1 protein-coding gene and 3 pseudogenes are annotated in these 2,654 nt (G+C 49.7%); 1 reads left to right on the forward strand and 3 read right to left on the reverse strand.

Translation table 11 applies throughout. From position 1 onward, the window contains the following. Positions 1-61: 61 nt before the first annotated feature. A pseudogene (locus tag Q0605_RS01200) lies at positions 62-583 on the forward strand (hypothetical protein); the annotation flags it as partial. A gap of 153 nt (positions 584-736) precedes the next feature. Here Q0605_RS01200 and Q0605_RS01205 read toward each other — a convergent pair. From Q0605_RS01205 to Q0605_RS01215, 3 genes and pseudogenes are all read right to left on the reverse strand, one after another. After that, positions 737-1,045 (reverse strand): annotated as a pseudogene (locus Q0605_RS01205) (F0F1 ATP synthase subunit beta); the annotation flags it as partial. Positions 1,046-1,056: 11 nt separating this feature from the next. After that, a complete protein-coding gene (gene atpG, locus Q0605_RS01210) occupies positions 1,057-1,965 on the reverse strand; it encodes an ATP synthase F1 subunit gamma (protein ID WP_005869637.1) in 909 nt (302 codons plus the stop codon). Positions 1,966-1,977: 12 nt separating this feature from the next. Further along, positions 1,978-2,654 (reverse strand): annotated as a pseudogene (locus Q0605_RS01215) (F0F1 ATP synthase subunit alpha); the annotation flags it as partial.

Consider the following 2,654-nt stretch of genomic DNA (forward strand, 5'->3'; position numbering starts at 1 on the left):
CACCGTCGCGCTGGTCTGTGTGCTGTCCGTCTTCAATGGATTTCACGATCTCGTGGCCTCCATGTTTGGCCACTTTGATCCTGATCTTAAGATTACGGCCGTAGAGGGTAAGGTGTTCATTCCCAACACCGACGCGATGCGCTCGGTGCGTGCCTTGCCCCAGGTGGAAGCCGCCACGGAGGTGTTGCAAGAGAACGTGCTCCTCCGCTACGGCGGTCGTCAACAGATAGCCGTGGCCAAGGGCGTAGACAGCGCCTTCGAGCGCACCGTAGACCTTGGATCGGTGCTTATCGACGGGCGTTATGCGCTGAATGAGGGGGGGACGGACTATGCCATCCCCGGCATTGGACTGGCGTCCACCCTGGGCGTCAATGCGTCCTTCACCGATCCGATCGAGATCTATGCCCCCAAGCGTGAAGGACGCGTCAGCGCGTCCCAGGCTGCCACCTCGTTCCAGATCGAATACGCCTACGTCAGCGGAGTCTTCTGCATCGACCGTCCGGAGTACGACGCGAATTACCTGATCCTGCCTATCGACTTAGTGCGCAACATGTTGCACTACGATGCGGGCGAGGTGTCGGCTCTCGAACTTAAGCTGAAACCCGGGGTCCGGGTCGGCGACCTCAAGCAGCAGATCCAGCAGAGGCTGGGCCAAGGCTTCCGCATTGAAGACCGTTTCGAGCAGCAGGAAGCGTCGTTCCGCATGATGCAAATCGAGAAATGGATGACCTTTCTCATCCTCGCCTTCATCGATCAGATCGCCCGTGACGTTAAAAATTCTACCCAAAACCTTCTCGCCTACTGGCACCGCAATAGGCGTGCCCAAAGCGACGGCCTCAAGTCCTCGCCTCAGTCCGTCGCTCATATCCATAGCGATCGTGCGGACGCGATTGTCTCCAAGGTGTGCGGCTACCTCTAGGATCAGCCTGCGATGAGCGCCCTCGACGTCAAATTTAACTTCGATAGCTTCATTAATCTTCGGCAAGTAGTCCTTGAAATCGACATCGACCACGGGACCCATTACCTGAGAAATTATTCCTTTCATCCGTTTTCCTTTCATTTCATTGATTCGACGCCGCTTATGATCTCGATAAGCTCAGTCGTGATAGAGCCTTGTCTGGCTTTGTTGTATGCTAAATTTAACTGCGATACGCGTTCTTTAGCGTTATTTGTCGCATTCTCCATAGCGTTCATTCTCGAGCAGTGCTCCGCGGCCAAAGAGTCGATCAGCGCGTAATACATGCTGTAGCTAAGATAGCTCTGGATTAAATTTAACATCAATGTTTCTTCATCCTCAGGACTTTCAACCTCTACTTCCAATGTAGATGTTTTTAAAGCATCCTCACTAATCGCAGGCTCACCGATCGGCACCAACGTATTTACCCGCATCTCTTGGGTAATCATATTCAAATAGCCGTTATGGATAAGTATAACTTCGTCAGTTTTACCTTCGTTAAAATCCTTAACCGCGGCTTGCACGATTTCGTTAGCTTTCTCGGACGATGGAGATGAGCTCACGCCGATATATCGCTCCAAAAGCTCAATGCCTTGAAAATCAAAATACTCTATCCCCTTTTTGCCGACGGCACGAAGGCGAACCTTGATCTTTTTAGCTTTAAGCTCCTCGATCAAAGCTTTGATCTTTTTGATGGTGTTGATATTAAAACCGCCGCAAAGCCCTTTATCTGCGGTAATAAACAGCAAATCAACCACCTTTACCTCTCGAGTGGTATCAAAAATTCTAAGTTTTTCGTCGTTGCCCGAATTATTGCCTACGTAATTTTTAACGCGCGCAGAAATTTCACCCAAGACCTCGTTAATCTTCACCGCATAAGCTCGCGAACGCATCGCCGCTTCTTTAGTGTTTTTAAGTTTGACGTTGGAGACCAGCTTCATAGCTTTGGTAGTCTTCTCCGTATTTCTGACGCTTTTGATCTGTAGCTTTATATCCTTTAAATTTGCCATAATTTAGCCTTTTTAAGCGGCGAAAGTCGCTTTAAAGTCATTTAGAGCCTTGATTAAATTTTCTTCCAAATCCTTCTCGATGGTCTTTTTACTTCTAATCTCTTCAAAAATTTCAGGATATTTTGCCTCGATATACGGATAGAGCTCAGCTTCAAATTTACCAATTGAGCTCGTAGGCACGTCGTCTAAAAATCCGCGGCTTCCTGCAAAGATGATGACCACTTGATTTTCGACCGGAAGCGGCGAATAAGGAGGTTGCTTTAAAATTTCGACCATTCTTTGTCCGCGATCCAGCTGCTTACGGCTGCTCTCGTCCAAATCGCTCGCAAACTGCGCAAACGCCTGAAGCTCACGGTATTGAGCGAGATCTAGGCGCAAGGTTCCTGAGACCTTTTTGATCGCTTTAATCTGCGCGGAACCGCCGACGCGACTAACCGAAAGACCTACGTTGATCGCAGGACGAATTCCAGAGTTAAACAAACCAGACTCTAGGAAAATTTGACCGTCAGTGATAGAGATAACGTTTGTAGGGATATATGCCGAAACGTCGCCCGCCTGCGTCTCGATGATAGGAAGCGCCGTTAAGCTACCTGCGCCGAGTGCATCGCTTAGTTTGCTAGCGCGCTCAAGCAAACGGGAGTGCAGGTAGAATACGTCGCCAGGATACGCCTCGCGTCCTGGCGGACGGC

It is taken from the genome of uncultured Campylobacter sp., from assembly GCF_938017705.1.
Taxonomy (GTDB): domain Bacteria; phylum Campylobacterota; class Campylobacteria; order Campylobacterales; family Campylobacteraceae; genus Campylobacter_B.

What these genes read in the sequence shown, in the direction of transcription:
- atpG (WP_005869637.1), bottom strand. Translation starts at nt 1,965, where the DNA reads ATGGCAAATTTAAAGGATATAAAGCTACAGATCAAAAGCGTCAGAAAT.